Genomic DNA, 22,039 nt, shown 5'->3' on the forward strand with positions numbered 1-22,039 from the left:
ACCTTGTCAGTCTAGCGGAGTTCCGGTCGCCTCGCGAACGGTGAGCGGGCGGACGGCGCACTCAGTACCGTCGCCGGGCCGTCCGCACCACGAGGAAGATCAGGTACACACCGCCGAGCACGAGCGTCACGACGCCCACCGGCAACGCATGCTTCGGGATGGCGTTCTGCCCGACGATGTCGGCGAGTACGAGCAGCGTCGCCCCGATCATGGCCGTCGCGATGAGGTGGGCGCCGCCGTTCCTGACGATCAGCCGAGCCAGATGCGGGGCGGCGAGCGCCACGAACGCGATCGGACCGACGACGGCCGTCACGACGCCGGTCAGCCCGACGGCGATCGCCACGAGCCCGGCCTTCGACAGGCTCATCCGACCGCCGAGGCTCGTGCCGATGTCGTCGCCCAGCTCGATCAGCCACAGTCCGCGGCGAGCGCAGGCCAGCACGACGATCAACGCCAGCACGATGACCATCGGCAGCGCCGCCTGCGCCCAGCCGACACCGTTCAACGAGCCGGCGCCCCAGATCGCGGCCGAGATCGCGACCTCGAGTCGTGCCCGCAGCAGCATCCAGGCGTTGAGTGCGGCCAGCACCGCGCTCACCCCGATGCCGACGATCACGATGCGGTAGCCCAGCGCGCCCCGTCCGGCCACGAGCGCCGCGACGAGTGCGGCGGTCGCGAATCCGCCGAGCACCGCGCCGATCGCCACGCTCAGGCCGGAGCCGCCGCCGGTGGTCATCACGACGAGTGCTCCGGTGTACGCGCCGGTGGTGAGGCCGATCACGTCCGGGCTGCCGAGCGGATTGCGGGTGATGGTCTGGAAGATCGTGCCGGAGAGCGCCAGTGCTGCACCGAAGACGATGGCGGCGAGCGCGCGTGGCATCCGCCAGTCGATCACGACCATCCGCACGCCACCGTCCGTCTCGAACAGCGCCGCGAGCACGCGGAGCGGCGGGAGCACGGTGTCGCCGATCGAGAGGCTCGCGATGAAGGTGACGAGCAGCACCGCGGACAGGATGCCGATCCCCCACCGGCCGCGGCGGTGCAGGGGCCGGCGTGCACGGCGGATCATGGTCCTGGCGTCGGCGGTCACAGCTGCACCGGATTCTTCCGACGGCCGATCACGATCAGGAAGGGCGCCGCGACGAAGGCCATGACGATGCCGACCGGCACCTCCTGGGGCGCGATGATGACACGGCCGACGACGTCGCCGAGCACCACGACGATCGCCCCGATCACCGCAGCCAGCGGCACGATCGCCTTCTGCGATGCGCCGACGGCGCCGCGGGCGATGTGCGGAGCGGCGAGGCCGAGGAACGCGACCGGCCCTGCCACGGCGGTCGCAGTGCCGGCCAGCAGGGTGACCGACGCCACGGCGCCCGTGCGGAGCGTGCCGATCTTCACGCCGAGCGAGGCGGCCGTGTCGTCGCCGAGGGCGAGCACGTCGAGGCCGCGAGTGAGCGCGAAGGCCAGCACCAGCCCGAGCGCGATCGCGGGCCCTGCGACCGTGAGGATCGAGAGGTCGCGACCGGCGAGCGCGCCGGATTCCCAGCTGCGCATCTGCAGGAAGGAGTGCGGATTCAGCAGCACGAGTGCCGTGGTCACCCCGCCCAGCACCGCGGCGAGCGCCACGCCGGACAGCACCAGCGTCACCGGGCTGCCGCCGCCGGCAGCGCCCAGCAGCACGACGGCGATCGTGGTCGCGCACGCCCCGAGCAGTGCGAAGGCCATGAGCTGCGGGAAGTCGGAGATGCCGAGGGCGGCGACGGCGAGCGCGACGGCGACGGATGCTCCCGCGTTGACGCCGAGGATGCCGGGGTCGGCGAGCGCATTGCGGGTCAGGCCCTGCATCACAGCACCGGCCGCGCCGAGCGCGAGCCCGACGACGATGCCGAGCACGGTTCGGGGGATGCGCGACTCCCGCGCCACGAGCTGCAGGTCGCTGCCGTCGAAGCGCAGGATCGCGTCGAGCACGGTCGAGAGGGGCACGAACTTCGTGCCGACGGTGAGGCCGATGACCGCGGCGACGACCAGCGCGACGAGGGCGAGCACGACGACGAGCGCGATCCGCCCCGCGGAGATGCGGGACGGATCGCGTCGTGCGCGTGCCGCGAGGATCACTCCTCGGTGTGCGCCGGCCCGTTCCCGGCAATCGCGTCTGCGAGTGCTGGGACCAGGGCATCGATCACGTACGGGAGGCTGAGCGGCGAGGTGAAGTAGATCGCACCTGCGGTCACGCCGTCGGTGTAGACGACCGATCCGGATTTCTGCGCCTCGATCGCGGTCACGAACGCCTCGCTCTCGAGCGCGGTGATGTCGTCATCCGACTCGGTGCCCCAGATCAGCACGTCCGCTGCGTTCAGCACGTCGAGGTTCTCCACCGGGATGTACGCCTGGCCACCAGAGGCGTCATCCGGCGCGTAGGCGTCGATCTCGGACGGGATGGAGAATCCGAGGCTCGTGAGGAAGTCCGTGCTCAGGCCGTCCTGATACGCGATCGCGGCACCGTCGTAGATCGCGTTCTGCAGGAACACCACCGAGGTGTCTGCGAACTCGGGGTGGGCTGCAGCGGCATCCGCGAACTGCGACTCGATGCCGTCGACGAGCGCCTGGGCCTCATCCGGCATCCCGACGGCCTCGCCGATCTGCAGCGTCTGCACATCCCACGGCTCGAAGTACATCGAGTAGTCGCCCGAGTGCGCGACGGTGGGCGCGATGTCGGAGAGACGGTCGTAGTCCTCCTCCGTCATCCCGGCGTTCGTGCCGATGATGAGGTCGGGGTCGAGCAGTGCGATGGCTTCGAAGTCCAGGCCGTCGCTCGTGCTGAGCACCTCCGGCTCGGAGTCCCCTCTCGCCTCGTCGGCCCACGGCCACGAGGCGAAGTCGTAGTCGCCGTACCAGTCGGTCACGCCGACCGGCTTGATGCCGAGCGCCCAGAGGGTGTCCTGCTCGGTGTAGCCGACGCTGACGATGCGCTTCGGCTGCTCCGAGATCGTGGTCTCGCCGTAGGCGTGCTCGACCGTGACGGGGAACGCGTCGGAGTCGACCGCCGGCACGGTGTCGTCGGAGCTGTCGGACGACGGGGCGCAGGCGGTGAGCGCCGCTGCCGTGATGACGGCGGCGAACACGGCGGCGAGCGCCTTCGAACGGGTGAGGGGCATGGAGGGAACCTGTTCCGTGAGATAAGGGTTGCCTTAGCTTATCTACGCGACAAGGATCCTGCATCCCGCTCGCCCTTGGTCAGTTCAGGACCGGCGGGATCTCCGACCAGACGATGCGCTCCTCGGTCGTCGGCGCGAGCGGGATGCGTCCTGCGCCGTCGGGCTCGGGGATCGCCGCCAGCAGCGCACGGGTGTACGGATGCTGCGGATCGGCCCACACGCGGTCCGTCTGCCCGGACTCGAGCACACGGCCACCGAACATCACGAAGGTGCGGTCGGCGATGCGGCGGACCACCGCGAGGTCGTGCGAGATGAACAGCATCCCGGCGCCGGCCTCGGCGACCAGGTCGCGCATGAGACCCGCGACGCTCGTCTGGGTCGAGGCGTCGAGCGCCGAGATCGGCTCATCGGCCACCAGCAGCGAGGGCCGCGCGGCGAGCGCGCGGGCGATCGCGATGCGCTGCTTCTGTCCGCCGGAGAACTGATGCGGGAATCGGGTGCGCACGTTCGTCGGGAGTCCGACGCGCTCGAGCCACTCCTCGACGGTCGATCCCGCAGCTCCTCTGGCGCGGGCGGTGGCGATGCCGTCGGCGATCTGGTCGCCGACACGGCGGCGAGGGTTGAGCGAGGTCGACGGGTCCTGGAACACCATCTGGATGCCGGTGAGGGCGATCGACCGGCGACGGATGCCGAGGGGCGACACCGGCGCATCCCGGAACAGCACCGTGCCGCCGGCGGTCTTCTCGATGCCGACCACAGCGCGCGCCAGGCTCGACTTGCCACTGCCGGATTCGCCGACGAGCGCGACGGTCTCGCCAGGAGCGACGCTGAGCGACACCCCGTTCACCGCGACGACCGGCGGGCTGCCCGGGTAGCGCACCACGATGTCCTGCGCGTCGAGGACGGCGACCTCACTCATGAGCGGCCTCTCCATCCGATGCTCCTTCGATCCGCGAACCGGGCAGGGCCGCGAGCAGCGTTCGCGTGTACTCGTGCTGCGGGTCGCGGAACAGCGTCTCCCGATCGGCGAGCTCGACGATCCTGCCGTCCTTCATGACCGCGACCTGATCGGCGATCGCGCTCATCACGCCGAGGTCGTGCGTGACCAGCAGCACCGCGAGGTTCCGCTCGATCGCGAGATCGCGCAGCAGCTGCAGGATGCCGGCCTGCACCGTGACATCGAGGGCGGTGGTCGGCTCGTCGGCCAGCAGCACCTCCGGATCGCACGCGAGGGCGCACGCGATCGCGATGCGCTGACGCTGCCCGCCGGAGAACTGGTGCGGGTACCGCTTCAGCGCCTCCTCGGGGTTCGGCACCTGCACGGTCTGGAGCAGCTCGACGGCCCTGGCGCGGGCCGCGGCGCCCTTGAGGCCGAGGTGCACGCGCATGTGATCGGTGAGCTGGCGCCCGACCGGCAGCTGCGGATGCAGTGACGCGGACGGGTCCTGGAACACCATCGCGATGCGCTTGCCGCGCACGCGGTTGAGCGCGCGGCGGTTGAGCCCGACGAGCTCCTCGCCGCCGAGGCTGATCGAGCCGCCGGTGCGGGCCTGGCGTGGAAGCAGCCCGAGCACGGCGAGTGAGGTGAGCGTCTTGCCCGATCCCGACTCTCCGGCGAGACCGTGGATGCGACCGGCCTCGAGGTCGATCGAGACGCCCTGCACGAGCGGACGACCGATGTCGATCGTGAGGTCGCGGATGCTGAGTGCCGGCGTGCGCTGCGCGGTCATGCGGGCACTCCCGTCGCTGCGGCCTTGTTGTCGGCCTGCTTCTCGTGCGCGATCTCGGCGGTCGGGTCGAGCACGTCGCGCATCGCATCGCCGAGGAAGTTGAACGCGAGCACCACGGTCAGGATCGCGAGGCCGGGGAAGACTCCGAGCCACCAGGCGTCGAAGTTCTGCATCGCCCCCGAGATCATGGATCCCCACTCGGCGGTCGGCGGCTGCGCGCCGAGACCGAGGAAGGAGAGTCCGGAGAGCAGCAGGATCGCAGCGCCGATGTCGAGCGTCGCGAGCACCAGCACGGGACCTGCGATGTTCGGGAGGATGTCGATGAACAGCGTGCGCAGCGGCGAGTGGCCGAGCAGGCGTCCGGCGATCACGTAGTTCTGCCCTCGCAGCCCGAGCACGATGCTGCGGGTGACACGGGAGTACTGCGGCCACGACACGACGATCGCGGCGATCACGGCGTTGAACAGCGACGGACCGAGGGATGCTGCGACCACCATCGCGAGGATGACGGTCGGGAACGCCATGAAGAGGTCGGTGATGCGCATCAGCGTCTCGTCGACCCAGCCGCCGAAGTAGCCGGCGAGCGCACCGATCGTGGTGCCGATGATCATGGCGGCGATCACCAGCATCAGGGCGAGCGGGAGGCTCACGGTGGCGCCGGTCATCAGGCGGGAGAAGATGTCCCGCCCGTTGCCGTCGGTGCCGAGCAGGGTGTCGATCCCCGGTGGCTGCAGACGCGGCAGCACCTGGGCGTTCGGGCCGAAGGGCACCCACCACTGCGCCGTGAAGGCCACGATGATCCAGGCGCCGGCGATCACGGTGCCGATGATGCCGAGCGGGGTGCGCCAGGCGCGTGGCCAGCGGAAGCGGAAGCGGCCGCGTCCGGAGACGGCGTCGATGCGGCTCATGCGATCCTCACTCTCGGGTCGAGGACGCCGTAGAGCAGATCGACGACGAAGTTGATGAGGAGGTAGATCATGCCGACCACGAGCCCGACGCCCATGATGCCGGGCAGATCGAGGTTCGCGGCGGAGTTGTAGGCGTAGGTGCCGAGGCCGGGCCATGCGAACACCGACTCCACGAGCACGGTGCCCGAGAGCAGCGCACCGAAGGCGACGCCGACGACCGTCAGGATCGGCAGCGAGGCGCCGCGCAGCACGTAGTCGAGGATCACGCGCATCGCCGGCAGGCCCTTGGCGCGGGCGGCGCGCACGTAGTCGCTGCCCAGCACCTCGAGCACCGACGTGCGGATGAACCGGGTGAGCAGACCGATCGTCACGAGCGAGAGCACCATCACCGGCAGGGCGAGGTGCGCGAGGGCGTCGAAGAAGCCGACGGCGTCGCCGTTCAGGAGGTAGTCGACCGTGTAGAGCCCGGTCACGCGCGGCGGCGGCGTGATCGAGGGAGAGATGCGCCCGGAGCCCGGCGCGATGCGCAGCTCGAGGAAGAAGACGTAGAAGCTGACCAGCGCGAGCCAGAAGGTGGGCACGCTGAGCCCGACCAGCGTCACGACGCGGATCACCTGGTCGGTGACCAGTCCGCGGCGGTACGCGGCGAGTGTGCCGAGCACGATGCTGACGACGAGGCTGAGGATGATGGCGCCGATCGCGATCTCGATCGTCGCCGGCACCGCGGTGGCGAGGTCGCTGGTGACCGGGCGTCCGGTCACCAGCGACGTGCCGAGGTCCCCGCGGAGCAGGTTCCCCATGTAGATGAAGTACTGCACGAACAGCGGCTGGTCCAGCCCGTGCTCCCGGATGAACGCCTCACGCGTCGCCGGGTTCTGGGATGCACCTTCACCGAGCGCGGCCGAGACCGGGTCTCCCGGCACCAGGTTGGTGAGCAGGAACGTGACGATCGTCACGCCCACCAACAGGAGCAGGGAGGTCCCGGCCCGCCGCAGCAGGTATCCGACGAGAGGCGATCGGCGCCGTTGCGCCTGCCTCTGCACGGCCACTGTCGTCATGGGATGTCCGCTCAGCCGGCCGGAGCGATTTCGGCGATGTCCATCTCCCACACCGAGTTGTACACGGCGCCGGTGACGGAGTCTGCCGTCGCGATGTTGCGGCCGGGGACGATCAGCGGAACGAAGGGGCCCTCGGTCTGCATGGCCTCGGCGAACGCCGTGAAGGCGTCGGTGCGTGCGGCGGCATCCGTCGCTGCTGCGGCATCCGCTGCGATCGCGGCGATCGACGGGTTGGCCTCAGCTGCCCAGCCGGCGCGGAGGCCGACCTTCAGGCCGGGGCCGAAGGGCAGGAAGTTCGCGGAGTCGGCGTAGTCCGGACCCCAGAACCACAGGCCGAAGCCCTCGGTGCCGTTGACGTAGGCGTCGAGCTCGGTGGCGAACGGCGCGGGGGCGAGTTCGACCGTGATGCCGGCATCCTCGAGCTGTGCCTGGATGCGCTCGGCGAGCGGGGTGAACTCCACGCCGCCGACCGGGTAGTCGTTCGGGAACTGCAGCTTCAGGGTCTGGCCCGTGTAACCGGCCTCGGCGAGCGCGGCCTTGGCCTTGTCGAGGTCCTGCTCCACACCGGTGTCCAGTGCGCCCTCGAATCCGGGCGGGATGACGCCGGTGGCCTGCTCGGCGCCGGCACCTGCGAGCTCCAGCAGCGAGTCGTAGTCGAGCGAGTAGCGGATGGCCTCGGCGATCTTCACGTTCGCGAGGTCACCAGCGACGGCTTCCGACTGATTCAGCAGCAGGAAGATGGTCTGGCCGGAGGGAACCGACTCGACCTCGAGGCCGTCGCCGAGACCGGCGACCTGGTCACCGTTCAGGTCCATCGCGACCATGGAGTCGCCGCCCTTGAGGTTGGCGAGCTGCGTGGCGCTCTCCGAGACGTTGCGCACCACGACGCGGGAGTACGCCGACTCCTCGTCGCCGTTGTACTCGTCACTCCTGGTCAGCACGACCTGCGAGCTGAGGTCGAGCGTGTCGAGCACGAAGGGACCGGAGCCCGCGGACTCGCCGTCGAGGAACGTCTGGGCGCTGTCGGTGCCGTCGGTCGTGCCGCCGTTCTCGATCACGACGTCGGAGTTGACGATGCCGAGTGCCGGGTTCGCGAGGATCGCGGGCAGCTGCAGCAGCGGGGTCTCGGAGGTGATGGTGATCGTCTTGTCGTCGACCTCGGCGATCGTGAGGCCGCCGAGCAGGAAGTTCGGCTTGGCGTCTTCCATGCCCTGGATGCGCTGCAGCGTGAAGACGACGTCCTTCGCCTCGATCGGCGTGCCGTCGGAGAAGACGCGGTCGCCCTCGAGCGTGAAGGTGAACTCGGTCGCCTCCTCGTTCTGCTCCCACGACGCGAGGCCGGGCACCGGGGTGGAGACATCGGAGCCCTCGAAGTCGACGAGGGTCTCGTAGAGCGCCTTCGCGATCATGTTGCCGGTCGGGTCGTAGGTGTGACCCGGGTCGGTGGTCTCGATCGAGAAGGCGGTGTCGATGACGAGCGAGTCCGAGCCCGAGGACTGATCGCTGTTGTTGGCGGAGTTTCCTCCGGAGCAACCGGCGAGCGCGAGAAGCGCGACCGCTCCGATCGCGATGACTGACGTGCTGCGACGTGACGACATGAGAGCCTCCAGAGGCGAGGAGTACATTCGGGAGTGGTCGGTCCGAAGTGGACGACCGGTGATCAGATTCGCATCATATGCGACGATGTGTCCAGCAAGGATGCAGATCAGCGTAAGGGTCTGTCCAGATCATCGGATGTGAGGAGCAATATGTCCAGCAAGGATGCCGCTGACGCGAAGCATTCTGGACGAAGTGCCACCCCTTTGGACGAGACGGCATACAGAATCCTCGAAGTGCTCCGCGATAACGGTCGTGTCTCGATCGCCGCCCTGGCCGACAAGGTCGGCATCTCCAGGGCCAACGCCTACACGCGCGTCGAGTCGCTCGTGCACGACGGGGTCATCACCGGGTTCAGCGCCAGGGTCGATCAGGCCAAGGCCGGTCTCTCGATCGGGGCGCTTGTGTTCGTCACGGTGCTGCCCCAGGCCTGGGCGTCCTTCCGCGATCGCGTGCTCGAGATGCCGGACGTCGAGTGGTGCGCGATCACCACGGGAGAGCACGACGCGATGCTGCTGATCCGTGCGGTCGACGTGAGCGGTGTGCACGAGTTCTCCACCGGCGTCATCGCCCAGCTCCCCGAGGTCCGAACGGTCGTGAGCGTCGTGGTGCTCGACGAGGTCATCCGTCGTCCGTACCTGCTCCCTGGCGACCTGCCGGAGCGCACGAGCGAGATCGCGCCGCTCGGCATGACACGGTGGACGCCGGCATCCCCCGGCCGCGACTCGCTGCCGCCCCGCTGAACCGACCTGCCGCGAGCAGCTGTCGCCCCGGGGTCGCAGCTGGCCGCTTCACGAGGCGCGTCACGACCATTCGCGACACCTGCGAGCACCGCCTCGCTCGCTCGCCCGTCAGGCGGCTGGGACTTCCTCGCACACGCTGAGCTGCGGGAGTCCGTGCATCTCGTAGTGCTCGACCAGGCGGAGGCGCCCGTCCTCCGTGAGCTCGATCTCGCTCTCGCCGTCGCCCGTGACGACCGTGCCGTCGGCGACGAGCACGTGCACGAACGACACCCAGATCGTGTCACCGGTGCGGGTGCCGACGAACTTGCCGAAGGTGACGGTGTCTCCCTCGTAGCCGCCCCAGATGGCTCCGTCGCGCTCGAAGTACTCGAACACGCTCGGTGCGTCGGGGTCGACCGCTGAGGTGGTCGACGAGACCATCCCGAATCGGCGGCCGTCGAGGGAAGGGAGCGTCGCAGTGGCAGTCACACCTCGATTATGGGGGATGCCGAAGGGACGAGCCCCTTCGCGACCATGCTCTGCGCCGCCGCAGCGATGGCTTCGTGCGGATCGCGCGGGCTCCAACGCAGCATCCGACGGGCTTTCGCGTTCGTGAGCTGCTTGCGGTATCCGAGGTCGGGGACCGTGGCCCGGAACGCCGGGTTGAACACCGCGGCGATCCGCACGACGAGGTTCGGGATCGTGCGCGTCGGCACACGACTCGCCGCATCGCCGACGGTGGTGCGGATGGTCGCAGCGATCTCGCTGAGCGGCAGCACCGAGCCGCTGGAGAGCAGGAAGCGCTGACCGGCGGCATCCGCATCCGCCATCGCCAGGAGGTGCGCAGCGGCGACGTCGCGCACGTCGACGACGGGGATGAAGATGTGCGGGAGGGCGGGCATCGCACCGCCGAGCATGCGCTGCACGATGTGGTTCGACCCCGACACGCTGCCGCCCATGACGGGTCCCATCACGGCGACCGGCAGCATCGCGACCAGCTCGAGCCCGCGCCCCTCGTCGGCGACGAACTCCCACGCGGCGCGCTCGGCGAGGGTCTTGCTCTTCCCGTATGCGTCGACTCCCGGCCCGTCGAGCACCGTCCAGTCGTCCTCGGTGAAGACATGGTCGTCGTGCGGATGCCCCCAGCTGACGGCGTGGAACGCCGACGTGAGCACGACCCGGCGCGCACCCCCGTCGCGAGCCGCTCGCAGCACGCGAACGGTGCCCTCGCGTGCGGGGATGATCAGGTCGTCTTCGTCGTCGACGTGTCCCGGCTGCACGGGCGAGGCGACGTGGATCACCTGTTCGACGCCTGCGACGGCATCCGCCCACCCCGCATCGCTCGTGAGGTCGGCCGCGACGAACTCCAGGTGCTCGCCGTCGATCATGCCGGCGTCGCGTAGCACCTCCCGCACCGCCGCCTCACGATCGAGCGAACGAATCGTGGCACGCACGAGGTGGCCCTCCGCGAGGAGCTGCACGATGATGTGTCCGGCGATGAAGCCGGAGCCGCCGGTGACGAGGACTCGGGTGCTGGTCATGGGTCTGATCCCTTCCGACGCACCGGTCTGGTGCGCCTGCATCGAGTCTGCGCTCGTGGTCTCCTGGCAGCCATCGCCCCCGCGTTCCTGGGTGCGAGAGGACCAGGATGACCGGCGAACCCGGGCGTATCGTGAGGGCATGACCGAGGATCCGAACCTGCTCGGCGAGTACCTGCGTGCCCGTCGCGAGCTCGTGAGCCCGGAGCAGGTCGGCATCCCGGTGCTGGGCGTGCGCAGGGTCGCAGGGCTCCGCCGCGAAGAGGTCGCGATGCTCTCCGGGATCAGTGCCGACTACTACCTCCGACTCGAGCAGGGGCGCGACCGCCACCCGTCGACGCAGGTGCTGACGTCGATCGCCCGAGTCCTGCAGCTGGATGAGCGCGCGACCACGCACCTGCTCGGCCTCGCCACGGAACGACCTCGCCGCGCAGCCCGCCCCCGCCGGGAGACGGTGCCGATCGGTATCGCCAAGCTCGTGGCATCCGTCCCGTTCCCGGCATTCGTGGAGGGCCGGTACTTCGACGTGCTCGCCGCCAACGGCCTGGCCGCCGCGGTGTCGCCGCGGTGGGTGGTCGGCGGCAATCGCCTGCGCGACGTCTTCCTCGATCCGGCCGAGCGCGACCTGTTCCCGCACTGGGAGCTCGCGACGCAGGGTCTCGTCGCCGGGTTCCGTCAGTCGATCGGCGCCGACACGGATGATCCCCGCGTCCGAGAGCTCGTCGGAGAGCTCTCGCTCGCCAGCGATCACTTCGCGCAGCTGTGGGCACGCCACGACATCGCCGAGCGCAAAGGTGTCGAGATGACCTTCGATCACCCGCAGGTGGGCGAGCTGCGACTCAATCGGGAGAAGCTCGCGATCGGCGGTGCCGACGGACAGATGCTGGTGATCTACCATCCGGATGCCGGGACGGATGCCGCCGAGAAGCTCGGCCTGCTCGCCTCCATGCATCTCGAGCAGAACCCCACCGAGGCGGCGACGCGCCCACCACTCGACTGATCGCGGTCAGCCGCCCTGCGCCCGCCATTCGTCGTCGAGCAACCCGAAGATCAACAGCGTGGACCACTCGTCCTTGAACCACTCGCTGTCCACGAGTCGGGCCTCCTGCCGGAAGCCGAGCCGTTCGACGACCCGCGCCGACGCGGTGTTGCGCTCGTCGATCCGCGCCGAGATGCGGTGCAGCCCGAGCCCGTCGAAGCCGAGCGCGAGCAGCGCTGCGACGGCCTCGGTCGCGAAGCCGCGTCCCACCGACCGGGGATCGAAGATGTAGCCGACCTCTCCCGCGCGGTCCACCTCACTCCGCCAGAACAGCACGACGTCGCCGAGCAGTTCGCCGGTCACCTGGTCCTCGACGGCGAGGCAGACGGCATCGCCCTGCTGCGCGAAGCGCGTGTTCGACCAGGTGGTGGCGATCCGGCGCTCGACGTCTGCGAGCGCGAGCGGGGCATACGGCACGTAGCGCACGGCATCCGCGTCGGACTTGTACGCGTGCATCGCGGCTGCGTCGTCGATCGTGATCGGCCGCAGCAGCACGCGCTCCGTGCGGATCGGGTACTCGGGGGCGAGGCGGATGCCGCGGCCGCGCTCCCCGTCAGCGCCGGCGGACTCCGAGGTCATTCGAGGTCCATCGAGATCAGGCCCGGTCGCTGCGCGGTGTCGGCCCGCAGCGTGAGCAGGAGATCGCCGTAGTCCGGGCTCATCTCGATGCGAGCGGACGAGAGCGTGTGCCTGGCTGGGCGTCCGTTGGTCCGCTCGATGCGGAGTCGACGGGTCGGGTAGGCGGGCGGTGTCAGCCAGAGGCGGGTGATCCGGTCGTACGGGTGGTCGACGTCGTCGATGCGGATGCCGTGTGTCGTGAGGGAGATCTGCACCGGCGCGGAGCGCGCGATCCGTGCGCGCAGGGCTGCGAGGATCCCGCAGGCGATGGCGGCGAGCCCGGTGATCGGCGCGACGAGGATGAGCGCAGAGAGCTCGCCGTCCAGGAATCCGGGCTGCAGGACCAGGACGACAGTGGCGGCCATCGCCAGGACGCAGACGACCGTGGCGATCGTCAGCCCGGAGGCCAGGCGCCGTTCGCGCGAGGCATCCACTGCGAACGTCCGCGGCAGGTGCGCGCGGGCCCTGGCGTCATCCACCGGATCGGCGAGGCGCGGCTGCGCGATCGGGTTCAGTTCGGCCATGAGCTCGTTGAAGGTGGCGCGTGTGAAGCCCGGCAGCTCGACCGTGATCTCCCGGCCGGCGCTGTGCACGATCAGGGCGCGCGTGACGCCGCTGCGGAGCCCGTTCGTGCGGTGCTCGGTGATCTGCGAGCGGAACCCGGTGGCCGATCGCACGTAGGTCTCCCTCGCGCCCGGTCGACCGATCTCCACGACGTCGGGGCGCACGACGATGCGCATGTTCCGGAACCAGAACGTGCTCACCCAGACCGCTGCCGTGAGCGCGATGGCCACGACCGCGACGATCAGCCCGCGAGTGGAGACATCCATGTTCCGTGGCAGGAACCGCGGCAGGATGAACAACGTCGCCGCCGACAGCACCACCGAGAGCGCGAGCGCGCCGATCGCTGCCCGAAGCGGATGCCGGCGGAACACCCGTTCGCCGGGCATGACCGAGGTCTGATTCACCATGCGACATCTCCCCTGAGGCCGTCGACCGTCGGCGACACGCCTCTACCGTAGTGGGGACGGACGGCCGGAGTCCCCATCATTCCCGCCGCCGTCTCCCACCGCTCCGATGCCGCGGTCCGACAGCAGCATGCCGCGCGATCTGCTCGCCGCCCACACCAGCGCACCGGCCGCGAGGACCGCGGCCAGCAGCCCAGCGACATGCAGCAGGAGTGACGGCACCCCGCGTTCCGGCAGCAGGAACCCGTACGGGACCCACCCGTCTGTGACGCCGCGGACCAGCACGACCACCAGCCAGACGATCGGGTACGGCAGCAGCATCCACAGCCGGCTCCATGCGAGCCGGGGTCGGTCGCCGACGAGCACCCAATCGAGCGCGACCAGCAGCGGGAACACGACATGCAGGACGAAGCTCATCCATGGCGGCGCCGAGCCGGTTCCGGGGACGAGCAGGTTGTAGATCACTGCGACGACCAGGAGGTACGCCGTCACGATGCCGCGGGCGAGTGCGAGCACCCGCGGAACCCGTCGCCCCACGATCATGAGCGATCCGGTGGTGATCAGGATGACGGCGGCCAGCAGGCTCGTCTGATTGGTGAAGTAGCCGAAGTAGTCGAAGGGGTCGTCGTCTCCGACCGCGATGCGCAGTCCGTAGCCGAAGCACAGCACCGCCAGGACGAAGACCCCGGCGACGGTCCGACCGAGCCCCCATGCGGCGATCCGTCTGGGGAAGTCGGTCGTGGCGATCACCCCGACACTCTATGTCGGTAGCGTGGGTGCCATGGAGTGGATCGCGAACCCGAGCGTCGGCGACTGGCTGCGCGAGCGCCTCGACCCTGGCTCCCCCTCCATGCACAGCGTCGTGCCACACGGTCACCCCGCGTACGCCCGGGTGCTCCATCCGCCGCTGGTCGACGATGCACCGACGACCTGGGCAGCGACCGCCGCAGCATTCGGCACCACGCTGCACGGGCTCGCACAGTGGCAGCGCATCGTGCGCACGCCGGTCGACGGGGACTGGCGCACCCGGATCGGTCCGGATGGCCGTGAATACTCGGCGCCGCTCGAGGGCGAGCTCGACCCGGAGCAACTCGCGGCAGTCGCGGAGCATCTCGTCGCGCACACGGCGACACCGGATGCCGGAGTCGTCGCCCTGTGGGACGGACACGGCGGGCTGCTCGGCCACTTCGGACAGACGCCGTCCAGCGCCTTCGCGGTGTCCGGCGACGATCCGCATCACCAAGCGATGCTGAACCGCAGCACGCACGACCCGTTCAACAACGTGTTCCGCAAGCCCACCTGGCAGGAGGGCATCCTCTCCCGCGAGATCTCAGAGGGCCCTCGCCTGGCGCTCCCCCACCGCGAGCACGTGCTGTTCTCCGCAGCGCCGCGCACATTCGTCGACGCGGATTGGGTGCTGCAGGCGCCCTGGCGCGATGGTGCCGCCGAAGCGCGCGGCTTCCCGCCGTCCGCGCAGAGCCCGAGCATCCTCTGGCCCGATGACCGGGCCTGGGTGCTGGTGACCGAGGTCGATTTCGACTCCACGATCGTCGCAGGCCCGCACGATCTGATCCGGGCGATCTGCGCCGACGAGCGGATCGAGGCGCTGCCGATCCGTGAGGGCGCCGACCTCGGCTGGGATGCGGACGAGGTGAATCGGTGACGACGCCGCAGCATCCGATCACCTTCGATTCGCGTCCGCTGACCGAGCCCGTCGATCCGGCGGCAGTGCGGTCGTTCGCCGCGGAGCTGCGATCGCGTCGCTCCGGCACGGCGACAGCCTCCGTCGTGATCGGCATCATCGTGGCCGTGATCGCGGCCGTCATCATCATCCCGGTCTTCGCGACGATCCTGATCAGCTTCGTGTCGCTCGGCGAGAGTCCGGGTATCGCCGTGATCCCGGTGCTCCTGATCGTGCTCGGCCTCGGCGCCGCGGTCGTGATCGCGTGGATGACGTGGCGCCGGGGACGCGAGCGACGCTACCGGTTGCACCGCTTCGCGCAGGCGAACGGCATGGACTACGAGGCGCAGGTCGATTCGCCGCCGCTGCCCGGCATGATCTTCAGCCTCGGGAACTCCCGGATGTCGACCGACCTGCTGCGCGGTTCTCGTCCGCGCTTCGTCGAGTTCGGCAACTACCAGTACACGGTGCGCTCGGGGAAGAGCTCCACGACCTATCGCTGGGGCTACGTCGCCGTGAAGCTCGACGTGCCCCTGCCGAACATCGTGCTTGACGCGATCGGCAACAACGGGTTCGGGTCGAACCTGCCGGCATCGTTCCAGAGGCAGCAGCGACTGTCGCTCGAGGGCGACTTCGATCAGCACTTCACGCTGTACTGCCCCGCCGGCTACGAGCAGGATGCGCTCTACCTGTTCACGCCAGACATCACGGCGCGCTTCATCGACAACGCGGCGCAGCTCGACGTCGAGATCGTCGACGACTGGCTGTTCCTGTACACGCAGCGCAGGGTCTCGACCCTCGACCCGGCGACATGGGCATGGCTGTTCGGCGCGGTCGGAGCGCTCATGACGAAGTTCGACCAGTGGGCACGGTGGCGCGATGACCGCCTGCGAGCCGAGCAGGGCGCCGCAGCACCCGCGAATGGCGCTCCGCAGCTGCCGTTCGCGGCGCCCGCAGGACTGCTCACTCCCCCGCCCGGGGTGGCCCAGCAGGGACGTCGGCTGAAGCGCAGCGGAACGTGGGTGCCGATCGCGTTCCTGATCGTGTTCGGGCTGATCTGGTTCTGGACACGGATGCACTGACCGCACCGCTTCCATCCACGTGAATGAGCGCAATCTCTTGCAACCTCGTTCGGTATACCATTCTGGCAAACGCTCCGCTGCGTCAGTCCCCAGCTGACCGCGAGCGTGACGGCTCAGCCGTCTGCGGAGGAAGATTCACTTCTCTTCCTCTGATCCCGAGGGGGGATGGGGTGGATGTCGGTCCCCAAGCGACACCCACCCCCACTACCCTCCTCGGCTCTTCTGCGTCCGGCGCCGCGTTACCCAGCGTGACGACGCCGACCCCACCCCGTTCTGCATGCAAGAGAATGGAAGGTGATGTCTGAACGCGAAGATCACACCACCTGGCAGGCCGAGCGCCGCGCCTCCGTCGCATCGGCGACCGGAAACCTCGCCCTGATCGAGACCCGCTGGACCGGCGAGCGCCCTGATCTGGATGCGGAGCAGCACGCCGCATCCGACACGGTGACCGTGACGCCGGTCGAGCGCACGAACATCGAGACCGGCGCGGCCGAGCACGGGCTGCGCCTGTGGGACGCGGATGCTCCCGCGATCCGCGCCTTCGATCGCATCGACACCTACGAGTACGACCCTGCGTGGGTGCTCGAGGGCCACTTCACCCCCGTGGCCGGCGACCGCCGGGTGTCGTTCGAGCACATCCGCGACAACGGCGGATCGCGCGACCTCGTCGTCCCCGGCGACATCCGCCTCGAGCTCGGCGGCCAGCAGTACACGCTCGCCGCGTTCGACGACGGCGGCACGCTGCTGCTCGTGTTCGGCGACCAGACGAACGGCACCGAGACCTACGGATCCGGACGCTTCCTGTTCGTCGAGCTGCGCGATGACGAGGGAACGGTCGTGCTCGACTTCAACCGCGCCTTCGTGCCGCCCTGCGGGTTCAGCGCCCAGTACAACTGCCCGCTGCCCCCGGCATCCAACCGCTTCCCCCTGCCGATCCGAGCAGGTGAGAAGAACGTCGTGTTCCGCGACGGCTTCGACATCTACGCGGCCTGACGCCGCACACTCTCACCCTGGAGTACTCATGAGAAGAACCCGCATCCTTGGCGCGCTCGGCGCCGTCGCCACGCTCGCCCTCGTGGCCGGCTGCGCGTCAGGCACGAGCGACGACGCCACCGCGAGTGAAGACGCCACGATCTTCATCGGGTCGCTGTACGAGCCGACCAACCTCAGCAACACCCAGGGTGGTGGCCAGGGCGTGACCGAGGCCCTCACCGGCAACGTCTACGAGGGCCTGTACCGGCTGACGGACGACGGCGAGGTCGAGCCGCTGCTCGCCGAGGACGCACAGGTGTCCGATGACGGGCTGACGTACACGATCACGCTGCGCGACGACGTGACCTTCCACTCCGGCGACCCGCTCACCTCCGCCGATGTGAAGTCGAGCATCGAGGCGGTCACCGCGGAGGACTCGGTCTCGGCGCGCAAGTCGAGCTTCAAGACGATCGCCGACATCGCCACCCCCGACGACAACACGGTGGTGTTCACCCTGTCGCAGCGGTCGATCTCGTTCCTCTACAACCTCAGCTACGTCTGGATCGTGAACGACGAGGCCGGCGACATCACCAGCACGGAAGACGGCACCGGCCCGTACACGCTCGACGAGTGGAAGAAGGGCTCGACCCTGACGCTCGACCGCTGGGACGACTACTGGGGCGAGCCGGCCAAGAACGGCGAGGTCGTGTACACGTACTTCACCGACGCCACGGCCGAGAACAACGCGCTGCTCACGGGTGAGATCGATGTGATCACCAGCGTGCAGAGCCCCGACTCGCTCACGCAGTTCGACTCCGACGACTACGTCGTGAGCGAGGGCACCTCGACCACGAAGGAGCTGCTCGCGTTCAACGACCGCGTCGCCCCCTTCGACAACGCGCTCGTGCGCAAGGCGATCTACTCCGCGGTCGACGCCGAGAAGCTCCTCGAGTCCATCTGGGGCGACTACGGCACGCTGATCGGCTCGATGGTCCCCCCGACCGACCCCTGGTACGAGGACCTCACCTCGGTGAACCCGTACGACGTCGAGCTCTCAAAGGACCTGCTCGCGCAGGCCGGCTACGCAGACGGCTTCACGTTCACGCTCGACACCCCGAGCTACGACCCGCACCCCGCCGTGGCCGAGTTCCTGCAGTCGCAGCTCGCCGAGGTCGGCATCACCGTCGAGATCAACACGATCAGCGCCGACGAGTGGTACACGAAGGTCTTCAAGGAGCAGGACTTCGAGGCCACGCTCCAGGAGCACGTGAACGACCGCGACGTGGTCTGGTACGGCAACCCCGACTTCTACTGGGGCTACAACGACGCCGATGTGCAGCAGTGGGTCGCAGAGGCCGAGCAGGCAGCGACGACCGACGAGCAGACGGCCCTCCTGAAGCAGGTCAACGAGAAGATCGCCGCGGATGCTGCGAGCGTATGGTTGTACCTGTATCCGCAGATCGTGGTCGCCTCCAGCGACCTCAGCGGATACCCGGTCAACGGCCTGAACTCGCAGTTCTTCGCCTACGACATCGTCAAGTCCTGACGTGCGAGGGGGATGCCGCGCGTCGGCATCCCCCTCTTTCATCCTGAGAAGCCATGCTCGCCTACCTGCTGCGCCGCCTCGCGTTCCTCGTGGTCTCGCTCGTCGTCGCGATGATCGCGATCTTCGTGCTGCTGCGACTGCTCCCCGGCGATCCGGCGAACGCGCTGCTCTCGGTGAACGCCACCCCTGAGCAGATCGCCGCAGCCCGCGCGCAGGTCGGCTCCGATCAGCCCCTCCTGCAGCAGTTCGCGACGTGGGCGGGCCAGCTGATCCGCTTCGACCTCGGTGAGTCCTTCCTGAGCTCGCGTCCGGTCGGACCCGACATCGCCGCACGCCTCGCCGTGACGCTGCCGCTCACACTCATCGCCTTCATCGTCGCACTGCTCGTGTCCCTCATCATCGGCATCACCGCCGCCGTGAAGTCCGACCGCTGGTACGGCGTCGTCCTCTCCGGCTTCGCACAGCTGGGCGTCGCGGTCCCCGTGTTCTGGGTCGGGGTCGTGCTCGTCTGGATCTTCGCGCTCGGGCTCGGCGTGCTGCCGTCCGGCGGCTTCCCTCGAGACGACTGGGAGGATCCGGCTGACGCGCTCCGCTCTCTCACGCTGCCGGTGATCACGATCGTGATCGTCATGAGCGCCTCCCTCAGCCGCTACGTCCGTTCGGCGACGCTCGACGTGCTCGGCAGCGACTACCTGCGCACCGCTCGCGCCGGCGGGTCCGGCATGGCCGAGGCGCTGCTGCGTCACGGTGTGCGCAACGGCGCGGTGCCGGTCGTCGCGATCCTCGGCATCGAGCTGTCGACGACGCTCCTCGGTGCGGTCGTCGTCGAGAGCGTCTTCACGCTTCCCGGCCTCGGCAGTCTGCTGCTGTCGGCCATCGAGCAGCACGATTTCCAGGTCATCCAGGGCGTCCTCGTGGTCAGCACGCTCTTCGTGCTGCTCGTCGGGTTCGCCGCCGACATCGTGCAGCGCCTCATCGACCCGCGTCTGCGCACGAGCGTCTCGGGGAACCGATGAGCCGCATCGCCGAACAGCTGATCACCGGATCCACACCAGTGCGCCGCCGACCGAAGGCGACCCTGCTGATCGGGATCGTGCTCACCGGCATCATCGTGCTGATCGCTGTCGTCTCGCTGTTCTGGCTCCCCTATCCGCTCGCCGACACGAGCGGCAGCCGACTCGAGGGGCCGAGTGCCCTGCACCTGCTCGGCACCGATCGCCTCGGACGCGACCTGTTCTCGCAGCTGATGTGGGGCGCGCGCATCGCACTCATCGTCGGCACCTGCGCCGTCGCGATCGCCGCCGTCCTCGGCACGATCATCGGACTCATCGCCGCGTTCGCCCGCCCCTGGGTCGATGACACCCTCTCGGCAGGGCTCGACGTCGTGATCGCCTTCCCCGTGCTGCTGCTCGCGATGCTCGTCGTGGCTGTCCAGGGCGCATCGCTGTGGTCGGCCGTGCTCGCGATCGGCCTCGCGATGTCGGCCGTCGTCGCCCGCCTCACCCGCATTCTCGCGCGTCGCGTGCTGCAGGAGCAGTACATCACCGCCGCGCGCACCAGTGGCACGACGGTGCTCGGCATCGTCTTCCAGCACGTGCTGCCGAACATCGCGCCCACGCTGGCCGTGAGCCTCGCGCTGCAGTTCGGCGCAGCGGTGCTGGCGGAGGCGAGCCTGTCGTACCTCGGTCTGGGCGCTCCGCCGCCCAACGCCTCGTGGGGTCGGATGCTGCAGGAGGCACAGGGCACGGTCCTCATCGCCCCCGTCGGCGCCATCGCACCCGGCATCGCGATCATCGCGCTCGTGCTCGGTGTGAACTTCCTCGCCGACGGGCTGCGCGACCTGGCCGACCCGACCCGCAGGAGGAGCCGATGAGCATCCTCGACGTCTCCGGCCTCACGGTCCGCTCGGCATCCGGCGCACTCGTGCGTGATGTCTCCTTCTCGCTCGCTCCCGGTGAGCGCCTCGGGCTGATCGGCGAGTCGGGCTCGGGCAAGTCGCTGACCTCGCTCGCCGTGACCGGCCTGCTGCCTGACGCGCTCGTGGCCTCGGGGTCGGTGCTGCTCGACGGGCACCAGGTCATCGGTGGCCGTGATGCCGACCTGCGCCCGCTGCGGGGTCCGGTCGCGCAGATCGTGTTCCAGGAGCCGCTCACCGCGCTCGACCCGCTGATGAGGGTGGGCCGTCAGATCGCCGAACCGCTGCGCCGCCACCTCGGGCTGCGCGGCGCAGAGCTGCAGCGCGCGGTCGCCACTGCACTCGGCGAGGTCGCGCTCTCCGACCCGCGCATCGCTCGCGCCTACCCGCACGAGCTCTCGGGCGGTCAGCGTCAGCGCGTGGCGATCGCCATCGCCCTGGCGGCCCGCCCGCAGCTGCTCATCGCCGACGAGCCGACCACCGCCCTCGACGTCACCGTGCAGGACGGCGTGCTCGGCCTGCTCGAGCGCCTCGTCGACGAGCGAGGCATGGCGCTGCTGTTCATCAGCCACGACCTGGCGGTCGTCTCGCGCATGGTCGATCGCATCGTGGTGCTGCGCGACGGACTCGTCGTCGAAGCGGGTTCGGTGGCGCAGGTGCTGCGGGAGCCGGCGGAGCCGTACACGCGGATGCTGGTCGACAGCGCCCGCGCGCTCGACGCGTTCCTCGATGCCGGGGAGGACGGACGATGACGCTGCTCGAACTGCGTGGCGCGGGCTTCGCCTACGGCTCCCGTCGCGTGCTCGACGACGTGTCGCTGCGCATCGACGAGGGCGAATCGCTCGGGCTGGTCGGCGAGTCCGGTGCGGGCAAGTCGACGATCCTGCGGCTGCTGCTCGGACTCGCGGCACCTCGCGACGGACAGGTGCTGTTCGAGGGCGAGCCCCTGTCGTTGCGCGACCGCGTGCAGATGCGCCGGTTCCGCGCGAGCGTGCAGCCGGTGTTCCAGGATCCGTACTCGTCACTCGACCCCCGCCAGCGCATCGACCGGATCATCGGCGAGCCCCTCCGCTCGCTGGGCCTCGCCGCCGGCGCAGACGCGCAGCGGCGGATCGCGGACGCGCTCGAGTCCGTCGGCCTGCCCGCTGACGCAGCCGGTCGGTATCCGCACGAGTTCTCCGGCGGCCAGCGTCAGCGCATCGCGATCGCCCGCGCCGTCGTCTCCCGCCCCCGCGTGCTGCTCGCCGACGAACCCGTGAGCGCCCTCGACGTCACGACGCGTGTGCAGGTGCTCGACCTGCTCGATCGACTGCGCCGCGAGAACGGCCTGTCGCTCGTGATGGTGTCGCACGACCTCACGGCGATCGCCTCGGCCTGCGACCGCACGGTCGTGCTGCAGCACGGTCGCGTCGTCGAGCAGGGCGCGACATCCGCCGTGCTGCACGACCCGCAGGATCCGTACACCCGCGCGCTCGTCGACGCGGTTCCTCGACTCCCGCGCTGAGACT

General features: G+C 69.4%; 23 protein-coding genes. 10 read left to right on the forward strand and 13 right to left on the reverse strand.

Annotation, left to right across the window (positions count from 1 at the left end):
• Positions 1-61 precede the first annotated feature (61 nt).
• The 8 genes from V7Z82_RS10510 to V7Z82_RS10545 form a co-directional block, all read right to left on the reverse strand.
• Positions 62-1,090, reverse strand: coding sequence for a FecCD family ABC transporter permease (locus V7Z82_RS10510; RefSeq protein WP_334151171.1), 1,029 nt, complete (start codon positions 1,088-1,090; stop codon positions 62-64).
• The gene (locus tag V7Z82_RS10515; protein ID WP_334151174.1) at positions 1,087-2,118 is read right to left on the reverse strand and encodes a FecCD family ABC transporter permease; all 1,032 of its coding nucleotides are present in this window, start codon (positions 2,116-2,118) and stop codon (positions 1,087-1,089) included. Before V7Z82_RS10515 ends, V7Z82_RS10510 begins: the two co-directional genes overlap by 4 nt.
• On the reverse strand, positions 2,115-3,158 hold the full coding sequence (locus tag V7Z82_RS10520) for an iron-siderophore ABC transporter substrate-binding protein (RefSeq protein ID WP_334151176.1): 1,044 nt from the start codon (positions 3,156-3,158) through the stop codon (positions 2,115-2,117). Before V7Z82_RS10520 ends, V7Z82_RS10515 begins: the two co-directional genes overlap by 4 nt.
• Before the next feature lie 79 nt (positions 3,159-3,237).
• Positions 3,238-4,092 (reverse strand): ABC transporter ATP-binding protein, encoded by an 855-nt coding sequence (locus V7Z82_RS10525; RefSeq protein WP_334151178.1) that lies wholly within the window; start codon positions 4,090-4,092, stop codon positions 3,238-3,240.
• Positions 4,070-4,888: an ABC transporter ATP-binding protein gene (locus V7Z82_RS10530; protein ID WP_334151180.1), complete on the reverse strand. Its 819-nt coding sequence runs from the start codon at positions 4,886-4,888 to the stop codon at positions 4,070-4,072. Before V7Z82_RS10530 ends, V7Z82_RS10525 begins: the two co-directional genes overlap by 23 nt.
• A complete protein-coding gene (locus V7Z82_RS10535) occupies positions 4,885-5,796 on the reverse strand; it encodes an ABC transporter permease (protein WP_334151182.1) in 912 nt (303 codons plus the stop codon). The genes V7Z82_RS10530 and V7Z82_RS10535 overlap by 4 nt, the downstream gene beginning before the upstream one ends.
• A complete protein-coding gene (locus V7Z82_RS10540; protein WP_334151183.1) occupies positions 5,793-6,854 on the reverse strand; it encodes an ABC transporter permease in 1,062 nt (353 codons plus the stop codon). Before V7Z82_RS10540 ends, V7Z82_RS10535 begins: the two co-directional genes overlap by 4 nt.
• An 11-nt stretch (positions 6,855-6,865) precedes the next feature.
• Positions 6,866-8,452 carry an ABC transporter substrate-binding protein gene (locus V7Z82_RS10545; RefSeq protein ID WP_334151185.1) on the reverse strand — a complete coding sequence of 529 codons (1,587 nt, stop codon included), beginning with the start codon at positions 8,450-8,452 and terminating at the stop codon, positions 6,866-6,868.
• 150 nt (positions 8,453-8,602) lie between these two features.
• Between V7Z82_RS10545 and V7Z82_RS10550 the strand changes: the two genes are divergently transcribed.
• Positions 8,603-9,193 (forward strand): Lrp/AsnC family transcriptional regulator, encoded by a 591-nt coding sequence (locus V7Z82_RS10550; RefSeq protein WP_334151187.1) that lies wholly within the window; start codon positions 8,603-8,605, stop codon positions 9,191-9,193.
• A 108-nt stretch (positions 9,194-9,301) separates the two neighbouring features.
• On the opposite strand, the gene V7Z82_RS10555 is transcribed toward V7Z82_RS10550, so the two are convergent.
• Entirely contained in the window at positions 9,302-9,661 is a 360-nt protein-coding gene (locus tag V7Z82_RS10555; RefSeq protein WP_334151189.1) for a hypothetical protein, read from the reverse strand.
• A complete protein-coding gene (locus tag V7Z82_RS10560; protein WP_334151192.1) occupies positions 9,658-10,713 on the reverse strand; it encodes an SDR family oxidoreductase in 1,056 nt (351 codons plus the stop codon). Before V7Z82_RS10560 ends, V7Z82_RS10555 begins: the two co-directional genes overlap by 4 nt.
• Before the next feature lie 139 nt (positions 10,714-10,852).
• On the opposite strand from V7Z82_RS10560, the gene V7Z82_RS10565 reads away from it, so the two are divergent.
• A complete protein-coding gene (locus V7Z82_RS10565) occupies positions 10,853-11,710 on the forward strand; it encodes a helix-turn-helix domain-containing protein (RefSeq protein ID WP_334151194.1) in 858 nt (285 codons plus the stop codon).
• A gap of 6 nt (positions 11,711-11,716) precedes the next feature.
• On the opposite strand, the gene V7Z82_RS10570 is transcribed toward V7Z82_RS10565, so the two are convergent.
• From V7Z82_RS10570 to V7Z82_RS10580, 3 genes are read right to left on the reverse strand one after another with little or no spacing between them, the layout of a single operon-like run.
• Entirely contained in the window at positions 11,717-12,328 is a 612-nt protein-coding gene (locus V7Z82_RS10570; RefSeq protein ID WP_334151195.1) for a GNAT family N-acetyltransferase, read from the reverse strand.
• Positions 12,325-13,338 (reverse strand): hypothetical protein, encoded by a 1,014-nt coding sequence (locus tag V7Z82_RS10575; protein WP_334151196.1) that lies wholly within the window; start codon positions 13,336-13,338, stop codon positions 12,325-12,327. The genes V7Z82_RS10570 and V7Z82_RS10575 overlap by 4 nt, the downstream gene beginning before the upstream one ends.
• A 42-nt stretch (positions 13,339-13,380) precedes the next feature.
• Positions 13,381-14,085 carry a Pr6Pr family membrane protein gene (locus V7Z82_RS10580; RefSeq protein ID WP_334151197.1) on the reverse strand — a complete coding sequence of 235 codons (705 nt, stop codon included), beginning with the start codon at positions 14,083-14,085 and terminating at the stop codon, positions 13,381-13,383.
• A 31-nt stretch (positions 14,086-14,116) separates the two neighbouring features.
• On the opposite strand from V7Z82_RS10580, the gene V7Z82_RS10585 reads away from it, so the two are divergent.
• The 8 genes from V7Z82_RS10585 to V7Z82_RS10620 all read left to right on the forward strand — a co-directional run bounded on the left by V7Z82_RS10585 (position 14,117) and on the right by V7Z82_RS10620 (position 22,035).
• Positions 14,117-14,998 carry a hypothetical protein gene (locus V7Z82_RS10585; RefSeq protein WP_334151198.1) on the forward strand — a complete coding sequence of 294 codons (882 nt, stop codon included), beginning with the start codon at positions 14,117-14,119 and terminating at the stop codon, positions 14,996-14,998.
• Entirely contained in the window at positions 14,995-16,098 is a 1,104-nt protein-coding gene (locus V7Z82_RS10590; RefSeq protein WP_334151199.1) for a hypothetical protein, read from the forward strand. The genes V7Z82_RS10585 and V7Z82_RS10590 overlap by 4 nt, the downstream gene beginning before the upstream one ends.
• Before the next feature lie 297 nt (positions 16,099-16,395).
• Positions 16,396-17,091, forward strand: a complete 696-nt coding sequence (locus V7Z82_RS10595; protein ID WP_334151200.1) for a DUF1684 domain-containing protein — start codon at positions 16,396-16,398, stop codon at positions 17,089-17,091.
• A gap of 28 nt (positions 17,092-17,119) precedes the next feature.
• Positions 17,120-18,616: an ABC transporter substrate-binding protein gene (locus tag V7Z82_RS10600; RefSeq protein ID WP_334151202.1), complete on the forward strand. Its 1,497-nt coding sequence runs from the start codon at positions 17,120-17,122 to the stop codon at positions 18,614-18,616.
• A 53-nt stretch (positions 18,617-18,669) separates the two neighbouring features.
• A complete protein-coding gene (locus V7Z82_RS10605) occupies positions 18,670-19,632 on the forward strand; it encodes an ABC transporter permease (RefSeq protein WP_334151204.1) in 963 nt (320 codons plus the stop codon).
• On the forward strand, positions 19,629-20,489 hold the full coding sequence (locus V7Z82_RS10610; protein WP_334151207.1) for an ABC transporter permease: 861 nt from the start codon (positions 19,629-19,631) through the stop codon (positions 20,487-20,489). The genes V7Z82_RS10605 and V7Z82_RS10610 overlap by 4 nt, the downstream gene beginning before the upstream one ends.
• Positions 20,486-21,283: an ABC transporter ATP-binding protein gene (locus V7Z82_RS10615; RefSeq protein WP_334151211.1), complete on the forward strand. Its 798-nt coding sequence runs from the start codon at positions 20,486-20,488 to the stop codon at positions 21,281-21,283. The genes V7Z82_RS10610 and V7Z82_RS10615 overlap by 4 nt, the downstream gene beginning before the upstream one ends.
• Positions 21,280-22,035: an ABC transporter ATP-binding protein gene (locus V7Z82_RS10620; protein WP_334151213.1), complete on the forward strand. Its 756-nt coding sequence runs from the start codon at positions 21,280-21,282 to the stop codon at positions 22,033-22,035. The genes V7Z82_RS10615 and V7Z82_RS10620 overlap by 4 nt, the downstream gene beginning before the upstream one ends.
• The last annotated feature ends 4 nt before the right edge of the window (positions 22,036-22,039 follow it).

Source organism: Microbacterium sp., assembly GCF_036823965.1.
Classification (GTDB): domain Bacteria; phylum Actinomycetota; class Actinomycetes; order Actinomycetales; family Microbacteriaceae; genus Microbacterium.

Bases quoted from the DNA above. Each gene is read 5' to 3' on its own strand.
- V7Z82_RS10520 (WP_334151176.1), bottom strand. From the start codon at position 3,158: ATGCCCCTCACCCGTTCGAAGGCGCTCGCCGCCGTGTTCGCCGCCGTC.
- V7Z82_RS10525 (WP_334151178.1), bottom strand. From the start codon at position 4,092: ATGGAGAGGCCGCTCATGAGTGAGGTCGCCGTCCTCGACGCGCAGGAC.
- V7Z82_RS10530 (WP_334151180.1), bottom strand. From the start codon at position 4,888: ATGACCGCGCAGCGCACGCCGGCACTCAGCATCCGCGACCTCACGATC.
- V7Z82_RS10535 (WP_334151182.1), bottom strand. From the start codon at position 5,796: ATGAGCCGCATCGACGCCGTCTCCGGACGCGGCCGCTTCCGCTTCCGC.
- V7Z82_RS10540 (WP_334151183.1), bottom strand. From the start codon at position 6,854: ATGACGACAGTGGCCGTGCAGAGGCAGGCGCAACGGCGCCGATCGCCT.
- V7Z82_RS10545 (WP_334151185.1), bottom strand. From the start codon at position 8,452: ATGTCGTCACGTCGCAGCACGTCAGTCATCGCGATCGGAGCGGTCGCG.
- V7Z82_RS10550 (WP_334151187.1), top strand. From the start codon at position 8,603: ATGTCCAGCAAGGATGCCGCTGACGCGAAGCATTCTGGACGAAGTGCC.
- V7Z82_RS10560 (WP_334151192.1), bottom strand. From the start codon at position 10,713: ATGACCAGCACCCGAGTCCTCGTCACCGGCGGCTCCGGCTTCATCGCC.
- V7Z82_RS10565 (WP_334151194.1), top strand. From the start codon at position 10,853: ATGACCGAGGATCCGAACCTGCTCGGCGAGTACCTGCGTGCCCGTCGC.
- V7Z82_RS10570 (WP_334151195.1), bottom strand. From the start codon at position 12,328: ATGACCTCGGAGTCCGCCGGCGCTGACGGGGAGCGCGGCCGCGGCATC.
- V7Z82_RS10575 (WP_334151196.1), bottom strand. From the start codon at position 13,338: ATGGTGAATCAGACCTCGGTCATGCCCGGCGAACGGGTGTTCCGCCGG.
- V7Z82_RS10585 (WP_334151198.1), top strand. From the start codon at position 14,117: ATGGAGTGGATCGCGAACCCGAGCGTCGGCGACTGGCTGCGCGAGCGC.
- V7Z82_RS10595 (WP_334151200.1), top strand. From the start codon at position 16,396: ATGTCTGAACGCGAAGATCACACCACCTGGCAGGCCGAGCGCCGCGCC.
- V7Z82_RS10600 (WP_334151202.1), top strand. From the start codon at position 17,120: ATGAGAAGAACCCGCATCCTTGGCGCGCTCGGCGCCGTCGCCACGCTC.
- V7Z82_RS10605 (WP_334151204.1), top strand. From the start codon at position 18,670: ATGCTCGCCTACCTGCTGCGCCGCCTCGCGTTCCTCGTGGTCTCGCTC.
- V7Z82_RS10610 (WP_334151207.1), top strand. From the start codon at position 19,629: ATGAGCCGCATCGCCGAACAGCTGATCACCGGATCCACACCAGTGCGC.
- V7Z82_RS10615 (WP_334151211.1), top strand. From the start codon at position 20,486: ATGAGCATCCTCGACGTCTCCGGCCTCACGGTCCGCTCGGCATCCGGC.
- V7Z82_RS10620 (WP_334151213.1), top strand. From the start codon at position 21,280: ATGACGCTGCTCGAACTGCGTGGCGCGGGCTTCGCCTACGGCTCCCGT.